Raw genomic sequence first — 22,837 nt, forward strand, 5'->3', positions numbered from 1 at the left:
GCAACGGCGCCGTCGACCGGTACCGGCGGCGAGCCGGACACCGATCAGTCACTTTTTGTACTCCACCCGTCGCAATGTGTGCATGACTCCGTCTCGGGGGCGCCATACCTACTGGGTCGACTCGCCCCCCTGGGCGTCCGGCACCCGCCACCGTCCCAGCGAAGACACGGAGACCCACACATGCGACGCGCTCTCGCCGCTGCTGCCATGACCCTTGTTGCCACCGCCGCCAGCATGTCCACGGCCACGGCCCAAGGTGAACACTTCATCGGTGCGATCACCTGCACCACATCCATCACCGCAGGACTCCAGTGCAGCGGCAAGGCAGCCGGCCTCGGCAACGACCCCACGGCCGCCTTCCTCACGGCAGACTCCGTGACTGCCGAGTACGTGTGCAGCAACCGGGGCGGCAACATCGCCCCCGGTCAGGGCACCTTCACTCCGAACCCGGTGGGCGACCAGACGAACTTCACCCCGCGCAACGGTCAGATCACGTTCCGGAACGTGACGCTCGCCGCACCGCCGACTCCCTCCGCCGACGACATCTGCCCCAACGGGAACTGGCGCGTCAACCTGCTCCACCTCAGCTGGAACAACGTCGTGCTGCACATCCAGCAGGACGGCACCGACATCCTGTCCAGGGAGCTCGGCGACTTCAGCGTCTGATCCGGCGGAGAAGTCCGGGGCCAGGGCCCGAACCCCGGCCCCGGCCCCACGGCGGCCCCCTCACTCCTCCGGAGGGAACACCGCCTCGCCGCTCCCCAGCAGGGTGATCGCGATCGCCTCGACCGGGCACCCTTCGGCCGCCGCGAGCACCGGCTCGCTCGCGTCCGTCTCCGCCACCCGCGGATGCGACTGCCGCGCCGAGTCGAGGGCGAAGCCGTCCGGGGCGTGGTTCACGCACATCCCCGAGCCGATGCAGACCCCGCGGTCCACCTCGACGTGCCACCGGTCACCCATCACGCACCGGCCGCGGGGGGTGCGTACCCTGCCGGGAGGTGGATCATCTTGTGCTCCAGGTACTCGCTCAGCCCCTCCGGGCCGAACTCCCGCCCGACGCCGCTGTTCTTGTAGCCGCCGAACGGCCCGAGCATGTCGAGGCTGAAGGTGTTCACGTTGAAGGTGCCGGTCCGCACCTGGCGCGCGAAGTCGATGCCGTGCTCGACGTCGCCGGTCCAGACGCTGCCGCTGAGCCCGAACTCCGAGTCGTTGGCGACCCGCAGGGCCTCCGCCTCGTCCCCGTACGGGATCAGGCAGACGACCGGGCCGAAGATCTCCTCGCGGGCGATCCGCATCGAGTTGTCGACGTCTCCGAAGAGGGTCGGCTCCACGTACCAGCCCTGGTCCAGGTCGGAGGCGGCCGGACGCCCGCCGCCGGACAGGACCTTGGCGCCCTCCTCCTGCCCGATCCGGATGTAGTCGAGCGAGCGCTGCTGCTGCCGCCTGGCCACCAGCGGGCCGAGCTGCGTCGCGGGGTCCATCGGGTCGCCGACGACCAGCGCCGAGGCCGCGGCGGCGAGCGCCTCGGCGATCTCCTCGTAGCGGCTGCGCGGGGCGAGGACGCGGGTCTGGGCCACGCAGGCCTGGCCGTTGTTCATCCAGGCCGCGGGGACGATGCCGGCGATGGCGGTGCCGAGGTCGGCGTCCGGGAGGATGACGGCCGCGGACTTGCCGCCGAGTTCGAGGGTCACGCGGGTGAGGTTCTTCGAGGCGACCTCCATGACCCGCCGGCCGGCGGGCACGGAGCCGGTGAAGGCGACCTTGTCCACGTCCGGGTGGCCGACGAGGTACTCGCTGACCTCACGGTCGGCGGGCAGGATCGACAGCACGCCCTCGGGCAGTCCGGCCTCGCGGGCGATGTCGGCGAGGATGTAGGAGTCGAGGACCGCCTCCGGGGACGGCTTGAGGATCACCGTGCAGCCGGTGAGCAGCGCGGGCGCCAGCTTGGCGGCGGCCACGAACTGCGGGACGTTCCACGGGATGACGGCGGCGACGACGCCGACGGGCTCGCGCCGGACGAGGATCGGGCCGAGGACGCCCTGGCGGAACTCCTCGTAGGGGTAGTCGCGGGCCACGGTGATCGCGGCGTCGTAGACCATCATCGGGCCGAGGGCCTGGGCGAGGATGCTCCAGGAGTACGGGGACCCGTTCTGGGAGCTGATCGAGCGGGCGATCTCCTCGTGGCGGACGGCTATGGCGTCCTTGATCCGGGTGACGACGGCGATCCGCTCTTCGAGCGTGGTGCGCGGCCAGGGGCCTTCGTCGAAGGCCTTGCGGGCCACGGCGACGGCCCGGTCGACGTCCGCCTTCGAGGCGTGCGGGACGCTGCCGATGACCTGCCCGGTGTGCGGCGAGACGACCTTGATCGTGTCGGAGCCCAGCGGATCCGTCCACTCACCGCCGATGAACAGTTTTCCGTGTTCCACGAGCTCGGTCATGGCTGATGCCTCCTGCGGCTTGGCGTTGCAGAACTGATACCAGTTCTAGTTCTAGGAGTCCACGGCGCTGACCGAACCGCCCGTGCAATCGGGTCGGCCGGGACCCCGAAGATCCAACGACTAGTCAGGAGCCCGCAGAAGTGGTCGACTTGGGCGACTAATGCAACACGTTCTCGTTAGACCTGTTCTCGTTGGTTCGTAAGACCTGTTCTCGTTAGAGCGGAGCCCCTCATGGCAGAGGACACACCAGGCGTGACACCTCAGGTCACCGATCACGGCGGCGGCGTGTGGGGCATCAAGGTCCCCATCCCCGACAATCCGCTCGGCCACACCCTCGTCCACGTCCTCGACACCGACCGCGGTCCGGTCCTCATCGACACCGGCTGGGACGACCCCGCGTCCTGGGACACCCTCGTCGCCGGCCTCGGCGCCCTCTCCATCGCCGTCGCCGACGTGCACGGCGTGGTCATCACCCATCACCACCCCGACCACCACGGCCTGTCCGGGCAGGTCCGCGAGGCGTCCGGCGCCTGGATCGCCATGCACGCCGCCGACAGCGAGATCGTGGTGCGGACCCGGTCCTCCGAACCCGGCGTCTGGTTCGACTACATGGCCGAGAAGCTGGCCACCTCCGGAGCTCCCGAGGAGCACATCGCCCCGCTGCGCGCCGCCCGCGCGAGCGGCCGCATGAGCACCCTCCCGGGACTGCGGGCCGCCGTCCCCGACCGGGAGATCGTGCCCGCCGAGCTGCTGCCGCTGGCCGGCCGCCGGCTGCGGGCGATCTGGACCCCCGGGCACACCCCCGGCCACGTCTGCCTGCACCTGGAGGAGAAGCACCCGAAGAACCTGCCCGGCAACGGCCGCCTCTTCTCCGGGGACCACCTGCTCCCGGGGATCTCCCCGCACATCGGCCTCTACGAGGACCCCTCCTCCGAGCGGGTCACCGACCCCCTCGGCGACTACCTCGACTCCCTCGAACGCATCGGCCGCCTCCAGCCCGCCGAGGTGCTCCCGGCCCACCAGTACGCCTTCACCGACGCGCAGGGCCGCGTACGGGAGCTCCTGGACCACCACGAGGAGCGGCTGACCGGGCTGCGGGAACTGCTCGCGGCCGAGCCCCTGACCCCGTGGGCGCTGGCGGAGCGGATGGAGTGGAACCGGCCCTGGGAGCAGATCCCGTACGGCTCCCGCAACATCGCCGTCTCCGAAGCGGAGGCCCACCTGCGGCGCCTGGTGAAGCAGGGGCGCGCGGAGGCGGTGCCGGGCAGCGACCCCGTGACGTACCGCGCCGTGTAAGGGGTGCTGGTGGGCGGCGCCACCCGGCACCGGAGCTACGGGCCGGTAGAGTACGGGCGTCGTCCACACTTCCGTACGGGGGGAAGCCGGTGCGAATCCGGCGCTGACCCGCAACCGTGACCCACCCCGGCAGCACCGGGGCGGGGAGCCGGATTGCCCCGTGCCCAAGGTGCGCGGCTCGTGCCGCCGGGTCCTCCGGCGGCCGGCACCGTCGAGGTAAACGGAGCCGGAGCCCGGTGCCAGCCTCCATCGCTGTGCTGCCTGCCTCCGGGTCCCCAGCACGAGAGGCACCCGCCCCGCCATGAACGTCCGCCGCAGCGCCGCCACGCTCGCCGTCTCCGCCGTGCTCTGCGTGGGCGCGGCCCCCGCGGCCCTCGCCGATGTCGCCACGCCGTCCCCGGCGCCCGTCGTCCCCTCCGGGCTCTACGGCAAGAACGACCCGACGTACGACGGTGTGTGGCGGCAGTCGTTCGCGCTGCTCGCCCAGCACACCGTGGGCGTGAAGCCCGCGCAGCAGGCCGTGGACTGGCTCGTCGGCCAGCAGTGCGCCGACGGCTCTTTCGCCGCCTTCCGCGCCGACCCGGCCAAGGCCTGCGACGCCTCGGCCTTCATCGACTCCAACGCCACCTCGGTCGCCGTGCAGGCACTGGCCGCGCTCGGCGGGCACGACGAGACGGTGAAGAAGACGGTCGGCTGGCTGAAGTCCGTACAGAACGATGACGGCGGCTGGAGCAACAACCCCGGCGGCGCCATGGACACCGGTTCGGACTCCAACTCGACCGCCCTCGTGATCCGGGCCCTGGAAGCGGCGGGCGAGAAGCCGGCGGAGGTCAAGTCGAAGTCGGGCAAGTCCCCGTACGAGGCCCTCCTCGGCTTCCAGCTGGGCTGCTCCGCCGAGCCGGCGGCCGACCGGGGCGCCTTCGCCTTCCAGCCGGCCGGCGGCAAGCTGTCCGCCAGCGCCGACGCGACGGCCGCCGTCGTCCTGGCCGGACTCGGCACGGGCCCGGTCGTCGCGCCCTCCTCCACGGACACCCCCGCGGCCCCGCTCGCCTGCCCGGCCACTGCCGGTGACACGGCGGCCGCCGCCCAGGGCGGCGCCGGATACCTCGCGGAGGCCCTGAAGAAGGACGGCCACCTCGTCGCCCTCACCCCGGGCGCCGACCAGTCGACCGCCGACACCGGCAACACGGCCGACGCGGTCATCGCCCTGGCCGCGGCCGGGCACAAGCAGTCCGCGGCGGGCGCCCTGGAGTGGCTGAAGACCAACTCCGCCGAGTGGTCCAAGGGCAGCCCGGCAGCCCTGGGCACCCTGATCCTGACCGCGCACGCGACGGGCACCGACCCGAAGGCCTTCGGCGGCACCGACCTGGTCGCGGCGCTGAACGCCACGGGCCCGGCGCCGCAGAGCACCTCCGCGAAGGCGTCCGACCAGCCGGCGGAGAAGAAGGACGAGAAGAAGGAGAAGGACTCCGGCAGCAACGTCTGGTGGATGATCCTCGCGGGCGCCGCGGCCGGCATGGGCATCGGCATCGTGCTGAGCGGCCGCCGGAAGCGGAACCAGCTCTGATGCGCCGCCGCAGCCGTCCGGCTCTGCCGGCCCTTGTCCTCGGTGTCCTCCTGACGGTGCTGGCCGCCTCCCCCGCCCTGGCCTCGACGTACCGCTACTGGTCGTTCTGGGACGGCGCGGGCGGCACGTGGGCGTACGCCACCCAGGGCCCCTCCTCGCTGCGCCCGGCGGACGGCTCCGTGCAGGGCTTCCACTTCGTGGTGAGCAAGGACGCGGCCGATCAGGCCGCCCCGCCGCGTGCGGACGCCGACTTCGCGGCCATCTGCTCGGCCACCGCCCCGGTGGCGGGCAAGAAGCGGATCGCCCTGGTCATCGACTTCGGCACGCCCGCCGAAGCCCAGGCGGGCGAGACCCCGCCGCAGGACGCTCCGCGTACGGCGTGCGCGCAGGTCGGCCCGGACGCCACGACGGCCGAAGCACTGGCCGAGGTCGCCAAGCCGCTGCGCTACAACAGCGCGGCGCTGCTGTGCGCGATCTCGGGCTACCCGAAGCAGGGCTGCGGCGAACCCGTCGAGGACACCGTCACGGCAACGGCCACCGCCCTGGGCGAGCCGACCGCCGACTCCGACCCGAACGGCGGGGGCCCGTCGGCGGGCCTCCTCGCGGGCATCGCAGCGGTGGCCGCCCTGGGCGCAGCCGCCTTCTGGCAGTCCCGCCGCCGCCGCACCCGATGACGGACGGCCCCAAGGAGAACGGCGGGGCGGTCGCCGACAGCGGGCAACCCACCATCAGGGCCACCCGCACCCGCCCGTCCACCCGCACGGGTGGTGCGGGTGGGAACCCCGCCCGGCCGCAGGCCGGGCGCACGCCCCACGGCGCGTCAGGCGACGTCCCGCCCCCGACCGGCCGAGTCGCCGACCGGGCAACCGGCAGCCCGCGCGTGCCGACGTACAAGAAGAAGTGGCAGGCCCCCGAGGCCACGCGTGGCAACGCCCTGCACGCGGGTGCCTGGTGGCTCTGGGCCCTCGGGCTCGCCACCGCCGCCTCCCGCACCACCAACCCGCTCCTCCTCGGCCTGATCGTCGGTGTCGCCGGGTACGTGGTCGCGGCCCGCCGTACCGACGCCCCGTGGGCGCGTTCCTACGGGGCGTTCGTCAAGCTCGGGCTCTTCGTCATCGGCCTGCGCCTGGTCTTCTCCATGCTCCTCGGCTCCCCCATCCCCGGCGCGCACACCCTCTTCACGCTCCCCCAGGTCCCGCTCCCGGACTGGACGCAGGGCATCCGGCTCGGTGGCCGGGTCACCGCCGAGCAGCTCGTCTTCGCCTTCTACGAAGGTGCGAAGCTGGCCACGCTCCTCATCTGCGTCGGGGCCGCCAACGCGCTCGCGAACCCGGCGCGGCTGCTGAAGTCGCTGCCCGCGGCCCTGTACGAGGTCGGCGTAGCCGTGGTCGTCGCGATGACCTTCGCGCCGAACATGGTCGCGGACGTGGTGCGCCTGCGCACGGCCCGCCGCCTGCGCGGCCGTCCCACCGGCGGCATCAAGGCGATCCTCCAGATCGGCCTGCCGGTCCTCGAGGGCGCGCTGGAACGCTCGGTGGCCATCGCCGCCTCGATGGACGCGCGGGGCTACGGCCGTACCGCGCACGTTCCGGCCGCCGTCCGTCACACCACCAACGTGCTCACCCTCGGCGGGCTGCTCGGCATGTGCGCGGGTACGTACGGGCTGCTGGCGGCGGAGGGCGCCGGATACGGCCTCACCCTCCTCCTCTTCTCCCTCCTCCTGGCCCTGGCCGGGCTGCGCCTCGGCGGCCGCCGGTCGATCCGGACCCGGTACCGGCCGGACCGGTGGGGCGTACGGGCCTGGCTGGTCGCCGGGTCGGGCGCGGCGGTGGCTGCGCTGCTGATCCGGGCCGCGTCCCTGGACCCGGAGGCCCTGCGCCCCGGTGTCGTCCCCCTCGTCGTCCCGACCCTCCCGCTCTGGCCGGCCGCGGCGATCCTGATCGGCCTCCTCCCGGCGCTGGTGGCCCCGCTACCGAAGGAGTCATGAGCCCCGTGATCCGTTTCGAAGACGTATCGGTGACGTACGAGGGTGCGGCCGCCCCCTCCCTCTCCCACGCCGATTTCGAACTCCCGGAAGGCGAGCTGACCCTCCTGGTCGGCCCCTCCGGCGTCGGCAAGTCCACCCTCCTCGGCGCGGTCTCGGGTCTGGTCCCGCACTTCACCGGGGGCACCCTCAAGGGCCGGGTCACGGTCGCCGGCCGCGATACGCGCACGCACGCGCCGCGGGAGCTCGCGGACGTGGTCGGCACGGTCGGCCAGGACCCGCTGGCCCACTTCGTGACGGACGTCGTCGAGGACGAGCTCGCCTACGGCATGGAGTCCCTGGGCCTGCCGCCCTCCGTCATGCGCCGCCGCGTCGAGGAGACCCTCGACCTCCTCGGCCTGAACGACCTCCGCGACCGCCCCATCGCCACCCTGTCCGGTGGCCAGCAGCAGCGGGTGGCGATCGGTTCCGTCCTGACCCCGCACCCGAAGGTCCTGGTCCTGGACGAGCCGACATCGGCTCTCGACCCGGCGGCGGCGGAGGAGGTCCTGGCCGTCCTGCAACGCCTGGTCCACGACCTGGGCACGACCGTCCTGTTGGCGGAGCACCGCCTGGAGCGGGTCGTCCAGTACGCCGACCGCGTCCTCCTCCTCCCCTCCCCGGGCGCACCCGCCGTCCTGGGCACCCCCTCCGCCATCATGGCCATCTCCCCGGTCCACCCCCCGGTGGTAGCCCTGGGCCGCCTCGCGTCCTGGTCCCCCCTCCCCCTCTCCATCCGCGACGCCCGCCGCCAAGCCACCCCCCTCCGCACCCTCCTGACCACGACACCCCCGACCCTGACGGCCCGGGAAACGCAGCCGGAGCCCAAGGCGCAGCCGGAGCCCGGTACCGGCCCGCAGCCCGAAGCCGCGCCCGGTACGGGATCCGGTACCGAATCCGGGCCGCAGCCCCACGCCAGTGCCGGGGCGCAGCCCCCGGCGGGGTCCGGGGCGCAGCCCTCGGCGGGGTCCGGGGCGCAGCCCCCGGCGGGGTCCGGGGCGCAGCCCCCGGCGGGGTCCGGGGCGCAGCCCTCGGCGGGGTCCGGGGCGCAGCCCTCGGCGGGGTCCGGGGCGCAGCCCTCGGCGGGGTCCGGGGCGCAGCCTCCGGCGGGGTCCGGGGCGCAGCCCTCGGCGGGGTCCGGGGCGCAGCCTCCGGCGGGGTCCGGGGCGCAGCCCCGCAAGGGGTCCGGGGCGCAGCCTCCGGCGGGGTCCGGGGCGCAGCCCCGCAAGGGGTCCGGGACGGAGCCCCGGGGAACGGGCGAAGGGTGGGTAGGGGACGGCCGCCCGCAGGGCCCCCGCCCCGGCCTGCTCGCCCGGCTGCGCCGCCGCGGCCTCCGCACCCCCCAGCCGGCCCCGGCCGCCCCCACCGACCCCACCGACCCCACCGGGGCACCGGCACCCACCCCGGCCACGATCAAGGCCGTCTCCCTCCGCCGCGGCCGCGCCGAAGTCCTCCGCGACATCACCCTCACCGTGTCGAGGGGCGAGACCATCGCCCTGATGGGCCGCAACGGCGCGGGAAAGTCCACCCTCCTCGCCACCCTCATCGGCACCCTGGAGCCCACCACCGGCCAGGTGACGGTCAGCGGCCGCACCCCCCACCTCACACCGCCCCCCGAGATGGTGACCCGCGTCGGCCTCGTCCCCCAGGAGCCCCGCGACCTCCTCTACGCGGACACCGTCGCAGCCGAGTGCACCGCCGCCGACCACGACGCCGGCCAGGCGCCCGGCACCTGCCGTGCCCTCGTCGCCGCGCTCCTGCCCGACGTCCCCGACGACACCCACCCGCGCGACCTCTCCGAGGGCCAGCGCCTGGCCCTCGCCCTGGCGCTGGTCCTGACCGGCCGCCCGGCCCTGCTGCTCCTCGACGAGCCGACCCGCGGGCTGGACTACGCCGCCAAGGCCCGCCTCGTGGAGATCCTGCGCGGGCTCGCCGCCGACGGCCACGCCATCGTCCTGGCCACCCACGACGTGGAGCTCGCCGCCGAGCTGGCCCACCGCGTGGTGATCCTGGCCGGCGGCGAGATCGTCGCGGACGGCCCGACCGCCGAGGTCGTCGTCTCCTCCCCCGCCTTCGCCCCACAGGTGGCCAAGATCCTGGCCCCGGGCCACTGGCTCACGGTCTCCCAGGTCGAGGCGGCCCTCTCCGCGCAGGCCGGCTCATGAGCACCCCCACCCCGGCCGCGAGCCGCCCCGCCGCCCCGGCCGTCCGCCGCCGTTCCCGCCCCCTCCGCATCGGCCCCCGCGCCGCCACCGCCCTGGCCCTCGTCACCCTCATCGGTCTCGCCGGCTTCGGCTGGCCGCTCCTCGCCGACCGCCAGTCCGGCTTCGCCCATGCCCAGGACGCCCCCTGGCTCTTCGCGGCCCTGCTCCCGCTCCTGGTCGGTGTGGTCGTCGCGACCATCTCCGACGACGGGATGGACGCCAAGGCCGTCGCCATGCTCGGCGTACTGGCCGCGGTGGGGGCCGTGCTGCGCCCGCTCGGCGCCGGTACGGGTGGCCTGGAGCCCATGTTCTTCCTGATGGTGCTGAGCGGCCGGGTCCTCGGCCCGGGCTTCGGCTTCGTCCTGGGCGCGGTCACGATGTTCGCGTCGGCCCTGCTCACGGGTGGTGTCGGGCCGTGGATGCCGTTCCAGATGCTGGCCATGGGCTGGTTCTCGCTGGGCGCCGGGCTGCTGCCGGGTCCGGACCGGATCCGGGGGCGGGCCGAGCTGGCGATGCTCGCGCTGTACGGGTTCCTCGGCTCGTTCGCGTACGGCACGATCATGAACCTCCAGGGCTGGGTGATCCTGCAGGGCATGGGCCAGGGCATCTCCTTCCACCCCGGGGACCCCGTCCCGGCGAACCTCGCGCGCTTCCTCGCGTACTGCCTGGTGACCTCGATGGGCTGGGACCTGGGCCGGGCCGCGCTGACCGTCGTACTGACCCTCACGCTCGGCGGGACCCTGCTGAGGGCGTTGCGGCGGGCGACCCGGAAAGCGGCGTTCGACGCGCCTGTGGCCTTCGATCCGGGGGGCGCAAATCCACCCAAACCTTCCCCTGGAAGGCGTACGGACAGCCACGGAGGGTGAGATCCGGGCCGTCCGCCGGTGACCCGCCCCACAGGACCTAGGTCACATACGACCCGGGATAGTAGTCCTCGAACGGCCCGCACCCACCCCCGCGCACAGCCCCCCACCAGCGGCGATGCCCACCCGCCCCAAGAGGGGCCGTTGCACCCCGGCTGCGAGGACCACTAGTAAGAGGGGTCGTTGCCAGGCGCGCTCTACCCCCGTAGAACTGGATGAGTCGCAAGGCGGACGGAGACCTCCGGGTCTTCCGCTCCCGCCGATGAACCCCTCCCTTCCACGTGAGTGGCTCGTGCACGTCTGCGACTGTCCTTGCCCCCGTCGAAAGGTCCGTCCGTGTCCAACGCCGTCATCCGCCGCATCGCCGCTTCGAAGAAGACCCTCGTGGGTTCCGTCCTCGCCCTGGGTGTCGCCGGCTCCATGCTGGCCGCCGTTCCCGCGCAGGCCGCCCCGATGAGTGCCAAGGCGATCGCCCAGCAGATGATCAAGGACCCGGCGCAGTTCGCGGCGTTCAACAACATCGTGTCCCGCGAGAGCGGCTGGAACCACACCGCCACGAACGCTTCCTCGGGCGCCTACGGCCTGGTCCAGGCCCTGCCGGCCTCGAAGATGGCCTCGGCGGGCTCGGACTGGAAGACGAACCCGGCCACGCAGATCAAGTGGGGCCTGGACTACATGAACTCCCGCTACGGCAGCCCCGCCGGCGCCTGGACGTTCTGGCAGAACCACCACTGGTACTAAACCACCAGCGGCAGCAGGCAAAACCAGAACGGCCAGCACCCGCACAGCACCGCAGCACCGCAGCACCGCAGCACCGCATGCGAAGGCCCCGGCGGCCGACCTCCCCAGGTCCGGCCTCCGGGGCCTTCGCGATCCCATCCCACAGGGTCCAAAGGCGGCGCAGCAGGTGCTACAGCCGCTGGATGATGGTGCCGGTCGCCAGCGCGCCGCCCGCGCACATGGTGATCAGCGCGAACTCCTTGTCCCGGCGCTCCAGCTCGTGCAGCGCGGTGGTGATCAGCCGGGCTCCGGTCGCGCCGACGGGGTGGCCGAGCGCGATGCCGCCGCCGTTGACGTTGACCTTCTCCAGGTCCTGGTCGAAGACCTGGGCCCAGCTGAGGACGACGGAGGCGAAGGCCTCGTTGATCTCGACGAGGTCGATGTCCTTGAGGGACATGCCGGCCTTGCCCAGCACGGCCCGCGTCGCGTCGATCGGCCCGTCGAGGTGGAAGTGCGGGTCGGAGCCGACCAGCGTCTGGGCGACGATGCGGGCGCGCGGCCGCAGCTTGAGCGCGCGGGCCATCTTGCGCGAGGCCCACATCACGGCGGCGGCGCCGTCGGATATCTGCGAGGAGTTCCCGGCAGTGTGCACGGCGGTCGGCATGACCGGCTTGAGGCGGGCGAGCGCCTCCATGGAGGTGTCGCGCAGGCCCTCGTCCCGGTCGACCAGCCGCCACATGCCTTGCCCCGCGGCCTGCTCGGCCTCCGTGGTGGGCACCTGCACGGCGAAGGTCTCGCGCTTGAAACGCTCCTCGGCCCACGCGGCGGCGGCCCGCTGCTGGGACAGGACCCCGAGCTTGTCCACGTCCTCGCGGGTCAGGCCCCGGTGACGGGCGATGCGCTCGGCGGCCTCGAACTGGTTGGGGAGATCGACGTTCCACTCGTCCGGGAAGGGCTTGCCGGGCCCGTGCTTCGATCCCGACCCCAGCGGCACGCGGCTCATGGCCTCGACCCCGCAGGCGATGCCGATGTCCATGACCCCGCCGGAGATCATGTTGGCGACCATGTGGTTGGCCTGCTGGGAGCTGCCGCACTGACAGTCCACGGTGGTCGCGGCGGTCTCGTACGGGAGGCCCATGGCCAGCCAGGCGTTGCGGGCCGGGTTCATCGACTGCTCGCCGGCGTGGGTGACGGTGCCGCCGACGATCTGCTCGACGCAGTCGGGCTGGATGCCGGTGCGGGCGAGGAGCTCGCGGTAGGTCTCGCCGAGAAGGTAGGCGGGGTGAAGATTGGCGAGCGCGCCCCCGCGCTTGCCGATGGGGGTGCGTACGGCTTCGACGATGACGGGTTCCGCGGCCATGAGCTCGTCCTCTCCTGCTCCTGCGTAGCGCACAGCGCGCATCGGCTAGCGCGCCTCAGCGACGGGCGGGCCGTCCCGGCGCCCCACCCGAACTAGTACGCGTTCTAGTTCTCCCCGCAGTCTTATGACCAGAACACCCGGTACGCAAGGGTCTTGCACGCGGCTTACACGGATTCCACACGCAACAGTTGGCGCGGGGCCCCTTGTCACTTCTAGAACTCGTTACTACCTTCAAGCCAACTTCTGATGGGCCGTCAGACTTTGGAGCCGCCCGATGACCTGCCCCGCACTGCCCGAAGGCTTCGATGCCACCGACCCGGACGTACTCCAAGACCGGGTCCCCTACCCGGAGTTCGCGGAACTGCGGCAGACCGCACCCGTGTGGTGGTGCCCGCAGCCGCGGGGCATCACCGGCTTCGACGACGAGGGGTACTGGGCCGTCACCCGGCACGCGGACGTCAAGTACATCTCCACGCACCCGGAGTTGTTCTCCTCGACGACGAACACGGCGATCATCCGCTTCAACGAGCACATCCAGCGCGATGCGATAGATGCCCAGCGACTGATCATGTTGAACATGGATCCGCCGGAACACACCCGCGTACGCCAGATCGTGCAGCGCGGCTTCACCCCGCGGGCCATCCGCGGGCTGGAGGACGCCCTGCGCGACCGGGCCCGCAAGATCGTCGCGGAAGCCCTCGAAACCTCGGCCGACGGCAGCTTCGACTTCGTCACCCAAGTGGCGTGCGAGCTCCCGCTGCAGGCCATCGCCGAGCTGATCGGCGTACCGCAGGAGGACCGGTCGCGGATCTTCGACTGGTCGAACAAGATGATCGCGTACGACGACCCGGAGTACGCGATCACCGCCGAGGTCGGCGGCAACGCCGCGGCGGAGATCATCGGCTACTCGATGAACCTGGCCGCCGAGCGCAAGGAGTGCCCGGCCAAGGACATCGTCACGCAGCTGGTGGCCGCCGAAGGCCAGGGCAACCTGGGCTCCGACGAGTTCGGCTTCTTCGTGCTCCTCCTCGCCGTGGCCGGCAACGAGACCACCCGCAACGCGATCAGCCACGGCATGCACGCCTTCCTGACCCACCCCGAGCAGTGGGAGCTGTACAAGGCGACCCGGCCCTCGACCGCCGCCGAGGAGATCGTCCGCTGGGCCACCCCCGTGGTGTCCTTCCAGCGCACCGCGACCCAGGACACCGAACTGGGCGGGCAGAAGATCAAGGCGGGCGACCGCGTCGGCATGTTCTACTCCTCGGCCAACCACGACCCCGAGGTCTTCGAGAACCCCGGCGTCTTCGACATCACCCGCGACCCGAACCCGCACCTGGGCTTCGGCGGCGGCGGCCCGCACTTCTGCCTCGGCAAGTCGCTGGCCATCATGGAGATCGACCTGATGTTCAACGCCCTGGCCGACGCCCTGCCCGACCTGCGCCTCGTCGGGGAGGGCCCGCGCCGGCTGCGCGCGGCCTGGCTGAACGGCATCAAGGAACTGCGGGTCAGCCACGGCTGACGGCCATCACTGACCCGTGATCCAGGACGGCAGGGGCCCCACCTCCCACGCCCGGCCCCTGCCGTCCCTCGGCTGCCGTCCCTGTCCCTTGTTACCGGCGGGTCGCCGGTCGTTACCGTCTCGCCACCTGCGAGATCATTGCCTTGGCACCGGACCGGACCCCAGACTGCCCGGATGAACCTTGAGGACCCCAGCGCGAGACGGTGGCAGCGCCTGCCCACTACGTGGCAGCGGATGGTCGATCTCGACGGCGGTTCCGAGCCCATGAGCCAGGGGGTCCTGGCCCTCATCGAGGCCGCCCGCGAGGAGCCGGAGCTCCGTCGCCTATACCCCTACACCAGCCACTTCACCCTGTGGTTCAGCGCCTCCGCCGGCCACCCCTTCGCCGTGACCGCCCCGGCCGTAGAACCCCTCCCCGACGGCCGCTTCCGCGTCCGCGGCCCCCGCCAGACCACGGTCCTGGGCGAAGCGGACACGGCAACCGCAGCCATAGCCCTCGTGATCGCCCACCTACCGACGGCATAACCCACGCGCCTCGGAGCCGGGGCGCAGCCCAAGCCATGCCCACGCAACCCCGAGGCAGGCCCGGGGCGCAGCCCCAAGCTGTTCGGGGCGCAGCCCAAGCCGTTCGGGGCGCAGCCCCGGGGGAACGGGCGCAGCCCCGGGCGGGTCCGGGGCACATCCCGAGGCTGGTCCGGGCGCAGCCCAAGCCGTTCGGGGCGCAGCCCCGGGGAACGGGCGCAGCCCGGGGCGGGTCCGGGGCGCAGCCCCGGGGAACGGGCGCAGCCCGGGGCGGGTCCGGGGCGCAGCCCCGGGGAACGGGCGCAGCCCGGGGCGGGTCCGGGGCGCAGCCCCGGGGAACGGGCGCAGGGTGGGTAGGGGACAGCCCCGCAGGGCCCACCGCCACCGCACGCGCCCCGAGTGGCGCAAGCCGCCCCGCGGGCGGATCCTGACAGAACGCGGCGATCCATCGCGAAGGGGTGCCGAGGCGGGCTGCTACACCGCCCCGGCACCCCTTCGTCGTCGCCGCACAGGCGGCAAGCCCGCTAGGCCCGAGTCCGCTCCGCGGACCCCGCCCCGACCCGCTCCGGCTGCCGCGGCCTCGGCACGGCCACCCCGGCCGGCACCGCATCGCCCCGGGGCCCCGACAGCACGTAGACGAGTCCGAACCCGGCCACGACGACGATCGCCCCGCCGACCGCGTCGAGCACCCAGTGGTTGGCCGTCGCCACGATCGCGCACACCGTGATCGTCGGGTGCAGCGCACCCAGCAGCTTCTGCCACCCCTTCGGCGCGATCATCACGATCACGATCCCGCACCACAGCGACCAGCCGAAGTGCAGCGAGGGCATCGCCGCGTACTGGTTGGAGATCGCGGTCATGGCCCCGTAGCTCGGGTTCGCCAGGTCCTGCACCCCGTGCACGGTGTCGACGTAGCCCATGCCGGGCATCAGCCGCGGCGGCGCGAGCGGATACAGCCAGAAGCCTATGAGCGCCAGCACGGTCGCCAGCCCCAGCGAGGCCCGCGCCCACCGGTAGTCCTTGGGCCGGCGCCAGTACAGGACGGCCAGTATCGCCAGCGGGACCACGAAGTGGAAGGAGGTGTAGTAGAAGTTGAAGAACGCCTCCAGCCAGGGCGTGTTCACCACCGCGTGGTTCACCGCGTGCTCGATGTCGATGCCGAGCGCCTTCTCGATCCCGTGGATCTGGCTGCCGTTGCCCTCGGCGAGGGTGCGACTGGTGGGCGCGGCGGCCCGGATGTGCGAGTAGAGCGAGTACCCGACCCGTATCAGGAGCAGTTCCAGCAGCAGGTTCGGGCGCGACAGCACGCGCCGCCAGAACGGCAGCAGCGGCACCCGCGACCACCGCGCGGGCGCGGGCCGCCCGTAGGCGGTGGGGACCGGCTCGCGCCAGTACGGGGAGGAGCGCGGCAGGAACGGCACGGCGCAGGCCGCCGCGAGGGCCGCGAGCAGCAGCACGTTGTCCCGTACGGGGGCCAGCGCGACCAGGTTGGGCAGCAGCACGTCGCTCGGCAGGGTCATGGCGAGGACCACGGCCACCGGCCACACCGGCCGGTCGGCGGCCCGCTTGCCGACCTTGCCGGCGACCGCGAGCAGCACCCACAGCATCTGGTGGCGCCAGCCGGTCGGGGACACGGCGACGGCCACGCAGCCGGTGATCGCGACGGCGAGCAGCAGCTGGCCGTCGCGGGCGTAGCGGGCGGCGCGGCGCAGGCCGATCCAGACGATCGGGGCCGCGAGGGCGGCGTAGAGGAGGATCTCGCCGGGGCCGGAGAGGCCCAGGCGCAGCAGGGCCCCGTGCACGGACTGGTTGGCGATGCTGCCGGGTTCGCCGCCGAGGCCGGTGCCGGCCAGGTGCTGGACCCAGTACGTCCACGCGTCGCTGGGCAGGGCCGCCCAGGACAGGGCGGTGGCTCCGGCGAAGGTCACGGCGGCGGTGCGCGCGGTGGCCCTGCGTCCGGACAGCCACAGCAGTGGCGCGAAGAGCAGCAGCGCGGGCTGCAGGGCCGCGGCCAGGCCGAGCAGGAACCCGGAGGGGCGCTCGCTCGGGACCCGGAACACGGCGAGGAGCACCAGCAGCACCGGCAGTACGGCGGTCTGCCCGGGCAGGGCGGCTTCGCGGACGGGCAGCGACACCATCATCAGCGCGACCAGCACGGGCGCGGCGAGCAGCGCGGTGCGCCGCGGCACGGGGTCGGGCAGGGCGCGCGCGGCGACCAGCCCGACGGCGGCCACGAGCAGCAGCGTCACGCAGGTCCAGGCCACCTCCAGGGAGGGCGCCGCGAGCCCCAGGAGGGGCTTGAGGACCAGCCCCGCGAAAGGGGTCCCGGTGAACTGGCCGCTCGTGTAGAGCGAGCCCGGGAGACTGCCCGGCAGGTGGAAGCCGCTGAGCCACTCGCCCGGTGGCACGCGCAGCACGACCGCGGCCTGCCTGACGGCGAGCAGCAAGGCCAGCGCCCACAGCATGAGGCGTGCCGCCCCGAGCCTGCCGCTGCCGCTACCGCCTATGACCCCGGCATGTCCGTTCGCACCACTGTGCTCCGCCGCGTTAGCCACGCCTCGCCGGCCTCCCGCCCTGTTGACCGCAACCCTGACTTCGCCTGGCTGCCGCGTTTCGTACCGCGTTTCATACCGCGTGCTTCATTTACCCGCACGACGATATCCCCCGCGCGATACCTAGGATGGCGGGCATGAGCATCGTGAAGATCAACGCCCTCACCGTCCCGGACGAACAGCGGGAGGTTCTGGAGCAGCGGTTCGCCTCCCGTGCGGGCTCCGTGGAGAGCTCGGACGGCTTCGAATGGTTCGAGCTGCTGCGTCCCGTCGAGGGCACGGACCAGTATCTCGTGTACACGCGGTGGCGTTCCGAGGAGGACTTCCAGGCGTGGATGGACGGGCCCATGAAGGCGGCCCACCAGGGCGGCGGCGCGGGGCGCCCGGGTGGCGGTCCGGCCGGCGGAGAGGGCTCGGAGGGCGCTGCGGAGCGGCCGAAGCCCGCTGCCACGGGCTCGTCGGTGTGGTCGTTCGAGGTCGTGCAGCAGGCGGCGCCGAAGCAGGGCTGAGCGTCGGAAGGGCCCGGAGCCGCGGCTCCGGGCCCTTCTCGCTTTCCTCGGGCTCCCCGTCGGTCCCGCCCGGTCCTCTCAGGCCCAGAAGGCGTCGGCCTCCTCGATGTCCTCGGTGCAGACGTCGAGGTCGCTGATCTTCCCCGCGACGATCGTGAAGAAGATCCCCTCATGGATCTCGATCCCGCGGTCGCCGCGGTCTGCGCGCGTCGTGTGGAAACTCATGACGTGGCCGCGGCCGTCGGCGAGCAATTTGTCCAGATGCACATTGAATGTGCCGTTCGTCTCCTCGCCGAGCCGGCGGTAGAGGTCGAAGACGGCTTCCCGCCCCTTGTGGTGACCCGAGAGGGGGCCGCTCCCGGGCATGTGCTGGATGACGTCGGCCGTCATCATCGTGCTCAGCTTCTCCATGTCGCCCTGGCCGAAAGCCTCGTAGCCGCGGCGGATCAGGGCACAGTCAGGATGCTCCGACATGACGGTCACGCCCTTCGTGTGAACGGTTTGCCCTTTTTCCTATCATCGGCCCGACCCTGTGGATATTCCAGCGCGGGCGGCCGGGAACCGCTCCACAATGACGTCATGACCAGCAGAGAGACGCCCACTTCGACCACTCCGACGACCACAACCGCACCCGCTTCCTCGCCCACTTCGTCACCCACGTCCTCGTCCTCGTCCTCGTCCTCGTCCTCGCCCTCGCCCTCGTGCGGGACCTGGCAGGTTTCCGCCGAGCCGTTCCACACCCCGGACGCCACGCTGCTGCGCCGCGCGTACTACGCGGAGGTCGCCGGCCGGTACTGGCGGCGGTCCGTCACCGAGGCCGAGATCGACCAGGGCCTCCTGGACTTCCCGGACGACGAGCTCACGGCGCCGACGGGCCGGTTCGTGGTCGGCAGGCTCGACGGCCGGCCCCTCGCCTGCGGAGGCATACGCCTCCTGGACCCCGTCACCGCCGAGCTCACCCGGGTGTACGTGGACCCGCGCGCCCGCGGCACCGGCGGCGGGGCGGCCCTGCTCCGGGTGCTGGAGGACGCGGGCCGCGCGCTGGGCGCCGAGCGGGTCCGGCTGGACACCCGGTCCGACCTGGTGGAGGCCCGCGCGTTGTACGCGCGGCACGGGTACGCGGAGATACCCGCGTACAGCTCCGGTCCCTACGCCGAGCACTGGTTCGAGAAGCGCCTGGTCTGACCGGTCTGACCGCGCCTGGCCTGACCGGTCACCTCGCGGGGGCGGCTCATCTGGCGGAGTGGTCCCGGCGGGGCAAGGTCTCGTAGGGCTCCTCGTCGACGGAACCGCAGAGCTCCGAGTTGATCTCCGCGACCAGCTCGGACAGGTCGGTCGGCCGGTCCGCGGTCCACCAGTCGCCGAGCAGTTCGGCGAGCGACTCCTCCCGTGCGGCGGACAGCTTCAGCGCGCTCTCGCGCCCCTTCTCCGTCAGGACCAGCGGCAGCCCCTCCCGGACGGCCAGCCCCCGCTCCTCGATCTGGCGGCCCGCGTCCGTGATGGCCCGCAACGGCACCATGGTCTTCTCCGCCAGCACGGCCGGATCGACGGTTCCGTACTTGTTGATCCGCAGCAGCATCCAGCTGGCGGCGGGCAGCAGGTCGTAGCCGGCCTTCGCGGTGATCTTCTCGTAGACGTGCTTGCGGCCCTGGAGGGTCCCGAGCACCGTCAGGGCGCGGGCGACCTCATCCCGCGAGGAGCGCTGGACGGGGTTGGAGGCGAGGGTCTCGGTGACATCGGGCGCCGTCACCGAACCGCGCAGCTTGTCCTCCTTCAGGAACCAGGCCACGACGAAGGCCACCAGCACCACCGGTGCCGCGTAGAGGAAGACGTCCGTGATGGAGGTGGCGTAGGCGTCGAGCACGCGCGGTCGCAGCACGGCGGGGAGGGCGCCGATGGCGCGCGGGTCGGCCTCCAGCCTGTTCACGTCCAGCCCCGGCGGCAGCGGGACCCCCCTGAGCGCACTGGCCAGCTTGTCGTCGAGCCGGTTGGTGAAGATCGTGCCGAAGATGGCGACGCCGAAGGAGGCGCCGATGGAGCGGAAGAAGGTGGCGCCGGAGGTGGCGACACCGAGGTCGGCGTAGCTGACCGAGTTCTGCACCACCAGGACGAGCACCTGCATGACCAGTCCGAGGCCGGCGCCGAAGACGAAGAAGTAGACGCTCATCTCCCAGGTGGAGCTGGTGCGCTCCAGCTGGTGCAGGAGCAGCAGCCCGACCGCCGTCAGTGCCGTGCCCGCGATCGGGAAGACCTTCCAGCGTCCGGTGCGGCTGACGATCTGGCCGGACACGGTGGAGGTGATCAGCAGTCCGAGCACCATCGGCAGCATGTGGACGCCCGACATGGTCGGGGAGACACCCTGGACCACCTGGAGGAAGGTCGGCAGGTAGACCATCGCGCCGAACATCGCGAAGCCGACGATGAAGCTGATCAGCGAGCAGAGGGTGAAGGTCCGGATCCGGAAGAGCTTCAGCGGGAGCACCGGCTCCACGGCCCGCCGCTCGACGATGACGAAGGCGACCAGCAGGACCAGGCCGAGTACCGCGAGGCCGATGATCTCCGGGGAGCTCCAGCCCCACGTGCCCCCGAGCGAGGCCACGAGCACCAGGCAGGTCGCGACGGAGGCGATGAGGAAGGTGCCGAGGTAGTCGATGGTGTGCTTCTCGGTGCGCACCGGGATCTTCAGGCTCGCGGCGATGACGACGAGGGCGACGAGACCGATGGGGAGGTTGATGTAGAAGACCCAGCGCCACGACAGGTGGTCCACGAACAGCCCGCCCAGCAGCGGACCCAGCACGCTGGTGGCTCCGAAGACCGCGCCGAAGAGCCCCTGGTACTTGCCGCGTTCGCGCGGCGGGACGATGTCTCCGACGATCGCCATCGACAGCACCATCAGCCCGCCGCCGCCCAGTCCCTGCAGCGCGCGGAAGCCGATGAGCTGCGGCATGTTCTGCGCCAGGCCGCACAGGGCGGACCCGATCAGGAAGAGCACGATGGCGGACTGGAAGAGCTTCTTGCGCCCGTACTGGTCCCCGAGCTTGCCCCACAGCGGCGTGGCGGCCGTCGAGGCGAGCATGTAGGCCGTGACCACCCACGACAGGTGCGACATCCCGCCGAGATCGCTGACGATCGTCGGCAGGGCCGTCGACACGATCGTCTGGTCGAGCGAAGAGATGAGCAGCCCCAGCAACAGCGCACCGATGGAAACGAGCACCTCACGTGAGGCGTGTTCGGCGCTGGGGCCGGATGTCCGCTTCCGCGGGTCGGGCTCCGTGGTCACGTCCTGCACCATCGGCTCCTCCTCAGGCCTGATCGACTCCTCCATCCTGAGCGGTGTGTCCGGTTATGGCCTGTCGGGCGGGTTGGGCGGGTTACCGGAGGTCTGCATAATCGCAGGCAGCGCCCAGGGAGGGATTCGAGTGAGCACCGAGCAATGTCCGGAATGCAGCACAACAGGAGGGGCCTGCGACTGCGCACCAGGCTTCCAGCCCTTGCGCGTCCGCCCCTACGTATCCCTCCCGAACCCCACCCCACCCCCGAGCCGGGCAACCCCGCCGCCCCACCCGCCCCAGCCGGGCCCAACACCCCCGCACACAGCCTGGTCGGACGCCACACCGCAGCACCCCGCCGTGGCGGCCACCACGGCACACCCAGACCAGGCGGGCACCACACCACGCCCCAGACAGACGGGCACCACACCCCCACACGCAGCCTGGCCGGATGCCGCTCCACAGCACTCCGCCCCGGCGGGCACCCCGCATCACCTCGGGCATGCGGGCACCCCCCATCACCCCGGCCAGGCGGGCACCACGGCACACCCAGGCCAGGCGGACACCACGCCACACGCCAGCCTGACGGGCACAACACCCCCACAGGCAGGCTGGTCGGATGCCGCTCCACAGCACTCCGCCCCGGAGGGCACCCCGCACCGCCCCGGGCCGGCGGGCGCCCTGCAACACCCCGGCCAGGCGGCCACCCCGCATCACCCCGGCCAGGCGGCCACCACACCGAACCCCGCCCCGGGCGCTCCGCCGCACCCCGACTGGGCCGGCTCCACGGCGCATCCGAGCCGGACGGCCGGCCTGCCATCCGACGCCGACGAGGCGGGCACCACCGCGCCCGCCGACTCCCGGGATCCCGCGGCGCACCCGGGCCGGACGCCCGGCCCGTCGCCGTACCCCGGCCCCGCGAGGACCACGGCGCCCGACGGAGCGGGCACCACGGCGAGCCCGCGCCCCGCCGACACCACCAAGCCCCACCCGGACCCGGCGGACCCGGCGGACGCGACCGCACGCCCCGTCTCCCCGAACCCCGCGACCACCCCGGGCCAAACGGCCGGCCTGCCGCCACGCCCCGGCCCGTCGAACACCCCGCCGCCCTACACCGACCCGGCGGGCACCGCGTCGCCCTACGCGGGCCCCACCCACCCCATCCGCACCGCGCCACTGCCGCCCGGGGCCGAGACTCCCGCGTACGGGACACCCGTAGTCTCCCCACCCGAAGAAACGATGCAGCTGCGCCCGATCCCTGCGTACGAGCCGTACGCGACGCCCGGGCCCCACGGCTCGTACGGGTCGCCCGAGGCCCCGGCGTGGGACCAGGCCGGCCCGGCATACGGGTACGGAACGCACGGGATGGACGGGGCGGACGGGCCGCACCCCTCCGATCCCCCGCGGCGCCGCATCCGCGCACTCCCCATCACCGCGGCCGCCGCCACCGTGATCGGCGCGGCCGTCCTCGTCCTGCAGGCCTTCTCGGACTCCGGCGCACCGGAGACCACCCTCCTCGACGCGAAGCCCTCCTCCCCCTTGAGCAGCCTCACCCAGGTCGCCCCGCCGCACCCCGCCGAGAGCACCGGCCGGCCCCCGTCGCCCACCCCCAGCCCCTCCCGGTCCGCATCCCCCTCAGCGTCCGCTTCCCCGTCTCCCTCGCCGTCCCGCACCCAGAGCCGTTCGCCGAGCCCCTCGGCCACCCCGTCCCCCACCCCGAGCCGCTCCGCGCCGACCTCGCGGCCCCCCTCGTCGCCGACCCTGCGGTACGGGGACTCGGGCCCCGAGGTGGAGAAGCTCCAGCGCCTGCTGGCAGCGCAAGGCATCTACCGTGGCAAGTACGACGGCCGGTACGGCGCCCGTACGGAATCGGCGGTCTCGACGTTCCAGGCGTACAACGGCATCGACGAGGACCCGTGGGGCGTCTACGGTCCGGCGACCCGCCGCGCCTTGGAGGGATAGAACACACCGGATCCGGTGGCGAGCACCCCTCTT

19 protein-coding genes are annotated in these 22,837 nt (G+C 72.7%); 13 read left to right on the top strand and 6 right to left on the bottom strand.

All coding sequences use genetic code 11. From position 1 onward, the window contains the following. Positions 1-180 precede the first annotated feature (180 nt). Positions 181-666 carry a hypothetical protein gene (locus tag ACODT5_RS29765; protein WP_422522254.1) on the top strand — a complete coding sequence of 162 codons (486 nt, stop codon included), beginning with the start codon at positions 181-183 and terminating at the stop codon, positions 664-666. Between the two features lie 60 nt (positions 667-726). Here ACODT5_RS29765 and ACODT5_RS29770 read toward each other — a convergent pair whose 3' ends face one another. Both ACODT5_RS29770 and ACODT5_RS29775 read right to left on the bottom strand, forming a co-directional pair. Continuing rightward, positions 727-960, bottom strand: a complete 234-nt coding sequence (locus tag ACODT5_RS29770) for a ferredoxin (RefSeq protein ID WP_422522255.1) — start codon at positions 958-960, stop codon at positions 727-729. Then, complete coding sequence (locus tag ACODT5_RS29775) at positions 960-2,438, bottom strand: aldehyde dehydrogenase (protein ID WP_422522256.1); 1,479 nt, start codon at positions 2,436-2,438, stop codon at positions 960-962. The genes ACODT5_RS29770 and ACODT5_RS29775 overlap by 1 nt, the downstream gene beginning before the upstream one ends. Before the next feature lie 231 nt (positions 2,439-2,669). Here ACODT5_RS29775 and ACODT5_RS29780 point away from each other — a divergent pair, with 231 nt between their 5' ends. From ACODT5_RS29780 to ACODT5_RS29810, 7 genes are all read left to right on the top strand, one after another. After that, positions 2,670-3,734, top strand: coding sequence for a Strvi_7410 family MBL fold metallo-hydrolase (locus ACODT5_RS29780; RefSeq protein WP_422522257.1), 1,065 nt, complete (start codon positions 2,670-2,672; stop codon positions 3,732-3,734). A 301-nt stretch (positions 3,735-4,035) separates the two neighbouring features. After that, positions 4,036-5,301, top strand: a complete 1,266-nt coding sequence (locus ACODT5_RS29785) for an SCO2321 family membrane protein (protein ID WP_422522258.1) — start codon at positions 4,036-4,038, stop codon at positions 5,299-5,301. Beyond that, positions 5,301-5,975: an SCO2322 family protein gene (locus ACODT5_RS29790; RefSeq protein WP_422522259.1), complete on the top strand. Its 675-nt coding sequence runs from the start codon at positions 5,301-5,303 to the stop codon at positions 5,973-5,975. Before ACODT5_RS29785 ends, ACODT5_RS29790 begins: the two co-directional genes overlap by 1 nt. Beyond that, positions 5,972-7,288 (top strand): energy-coupling factor transporter transmembrane component T, encoded by a 1,317-nt coding sequence (locus tag ACODT5_RS29795; protein ID WP_422522260.1) that lies wholly within the window; start codon positions 5,972-5,974, stop codon positions 7,286-7,288. Before ACODT5_RS29790 ends, ACODT5_RS29795 begins: the two co-directional genes overlap by 4 nt. Positions 7,289-7,293: 5 nt before the next feature. After that, on the top strand, positions 7,294-9,489 hold the full coding sequence (locus tag ACODT5_RS29800) for an ATP-binding cassette domain-containing protein (protein ID WP_422522261.1): 2,196 nt from the start codon (positions 7,294-7,296) through the stop codon (positions 9,487-9,489). Then, complete coding sequence (locus tag ACODT5_RS29805) at positions 9,486-10,394, top strand: ECF transporter S component (protein WP_422522262.1); 909 nt, start codon at positions 9,486-9,488, stop codon at positions 10,392-10,394. The genes ACODT5_RS29800 and ACODT5_RS29805 overlap by 4 nt, the downstream gene beginning before the upstream one ends. Before the next feature lie 333 nt (positions 10,395-10,727). Then, positions 10,728-11,132 (top strand): aggregation-promoting factor C-terminal-like domain-containing protein, encoded by a 405-nt coding sequence (locus ACODT5_RS29810; RefSeq protein WP_422517824.1) that lies wholly within the window; start codon positions 10,728-10,730, stop codon positions 11,130-11,132. 169 nt (positions 11,133-11,301) lie between these two features. Here ACODT5_RS29810 and ACODT5_RS29815 read toward each other — a convergent pair whose 3' ends face one another. Next, positions 11,302-12,471, bottom strand: coding sequence for a steroid 3-ketoacyl-CoA thiolase (locus ACODT5_RS29815; protein WP_266877343.1), 1,170 nt, complete (start codon positions 12,469-12,471; stop codon positions 11,302-11,304). A 274-nt stretch (positions 12,472-12,745) separates the two neighbouring features. Between ACODT5_RS29815 and ACODT5_RS29820 the strand changes: the two genes are divergently transcribed. Continuing rightward, positions 12,746-13,990: a cytochrome P450 gene (locus ACODT5_RS29820; RefSeq protein WP_422522263.1), complete on the top strand. Its 1,245-nt coding sequence runs from the start codon at positions 12,746-12,748 to the stop codon at positions 13,988-13,990. Between the two features lie 174 nt (positions 13,991-14,164). After that, positions 14,165-14,515, top strand: coding sequence for a DUF6193 family natural product biosynthesis protein (locus ACODT5_RS29825; protein WP_422522264.1), 351 nt, complete (start codon positions 14,165-14,167; stop codon positions 14,513-14,515). A gap of 521 nt (positions 14,516-15,036) precedes the next feature. Here the strand turns inward: ACODT5_RS29825 and ACODT5_RS29830 are convergent. Next, complete coding sequence (locus tag ACODT5_RS29830; RefSeq protein ID WP_422525080.1) at positions 15,037-16,977, bottom strand: bifunctional glycosyltransferase 87/phosphatase PAP2 family protein; 1,941 nt, start codon at positions 16,975-16,977, stop codon at positions 15,037-15,039. Positions 16,978-17,201: 224 nt separating this feature from the next. Between ACODT5_RS29830 and ACODT5_RS29835 the strand changes: the two genes are divergently transcribed. Further along, the gene (locus ACODT5_RS29835; protein ID WP_422522265.1) at positions 17,202-17,573 is read left to right on the top strand and encodes an antibiotic biosynthesis monooxygenase family protein; all 372 of its coding nucleotides are present in this window, start codon (positions 17,202-17,204) and stop codon (positions 17,571-17,573) included. A gap of 78 nt (positions 17,574-17,651) precedes the next feature. Here the strand turns inward: ACODT5_RS29835 and ACODT5_RS29840 are convergent, their stop codons facing one another. Continuing rightward, on the bottom strand, positions 17,652-18,047 hold the full coding sequence (locus ACODT5_RS29840; RefSeq protein WP_422522266.1) for a nuclear transport factor 2 family protein: 396 nt from the start codon (positions 18,045-18,047) through the stop codon (positions 17,652-17,654). A gap of 279 nt (positions 18,048-18,326) precedes the next feature. On the opposite strand from ACODT5_RS29840, the gene ACODT5_RS29845 reads away from it, so the two are divergent. Continuing rightward, positions 18,327-18,758 carry a GNAT family N-acetyltransferase gene (locus ACODT5_RS29845; RefSeq protein WP_422525081.1) on the top strand — a complete coding sequence of 144 codons (432 nt, stop codon included), beginning with the start codon at positions 18,327-18,329 and terminating at the stop codon, positions 18,756-18,758. A gap of 46 nt (positions 18,759-18,804) precedes the next feature. Here the strand turns inward: ACODT5_RS29845 and ACODT5_RS29850 are convergent, their stop codons facing one another. Beyond that, on the bottom strand, positions 18,805-20,865 hold the full coding sequence (locus ACODT5_RS29850) for an MDR family MFS transporter (RefSeq protein WP_422522267.1): 2,061 nt from the start codon (positions 20,863-20,865) through the stop codon (positions 18,805-18,807). Between the two features lie 337 nt (positions 20,866-21,202). Between ACODT5_RS29850 and ACODT5_RS29855 the strand changes: the two genes are divergently transcribed. Next, positions 21,203-22,804 (top strand): peptidoglycan-binding domain-containing protein, encoded by a 1,602-nt coding sequence (locus tag ACODT5_RS29855; RefSeq protein WP_422522268.1) that lies wholly within the window; start codon positions 21,203-21,205, stop codon positions 22,802-22,804. Positions 22,805-22,837 lie beyond the last annotated feature (33 nt).

Origin of the sequence: Streptomyces tatrensis (assembly GCF_049310065.1) — a bacterium.
Taxonomy (GTDB): domain Bacteria; phylum Actinomycetota; class Actinomycetes; order Streptomycetales; family Streptomycetaceae; genus Streptomyces.